The organism is Oleiphilus sp. HI0125, from assembly GCF_001635355.1.
Genome location: NZ_LWGF01000204.1, coordinates 1 through 702 on the forward strand (window position 1 = coordinate 1; position 702 = coordinate 702).

Sequence of the window (702 nt, forward strand, 5' to 3'; positions counted from 1 at the left end):
CGGAGTCGGTTTGCTTAAGTTGCTGTAGTTTGTCTGTCGTAGAGCTTGACCTAAAGATAAATTGACTCTGTTGGTTCACTCCGCCATGGATGACAATGATGGTTTTACCGTGGTAGTTAATCTTTAGATTATTGGGAAGGTCTGCCATCCAGACTTTCTGATCTTCACCAATTCTTGCTTTAGAGTATTCGTACCATTGTTTTGACGCGAGATCGCAAGACGAATTTTCCTCAAATCCGCAACCGCAATCAAATTTATCGTTTCCTAATGCGTCTTCACAATTGCCTTGTACAACGTGAATACCCCAATCATGAATTAAGTCAGTACACTCTCGCGGCGAGGCGCAATATGCAACAATATCGCCTGTGCAAATAACGTTGCTATTGGGGATTTTTAGCTCAACGGCTTTTTCACGAATTGCCAGAGTGGCGGCCAAATTACTATATGGCCCGCCAAACACGAGTAAGGGTAAGTCTTGTCTTACTTCAATAAGCAAACTAGACCCCTGACAATTGTTGGGTGCGTGGTTTATTCATAATGAGAGAAATAAAGAATGCAGTGCACCCAATTGCTAATACGCTCAATGAAATCCACAGAAGCTTCGTATATTTATGTGCGTCACCGAGTAATGCTGTATGCCCTGATGATTCAGTAAAATATAAGGCAGCACCGCCGATAGCGCTAATGAATGAGCATAAGTAA

General features: G+C 42.5%; 1 protein-coding gene and 1 pseudogene. Both read right to left on the bottom strand.

Annotated features, from left to right (window positions below; genetic code table 11):
* Nucleotides 1–496, bottom strand: a 496-nt coding sequence (locus A3762_RS03195; RefSeq protein WP_197468984.1) for a metallophosphoesterase, incomplete at its 3' end; no start/stop codon positions are given.
* Between the two features lies 1 nt (nt 497).
* Nucleotides 498–702: pseudogene (locus A3762_RS28170) on the bottom strand (sodium:proline symporter); the annotation flags it as partial.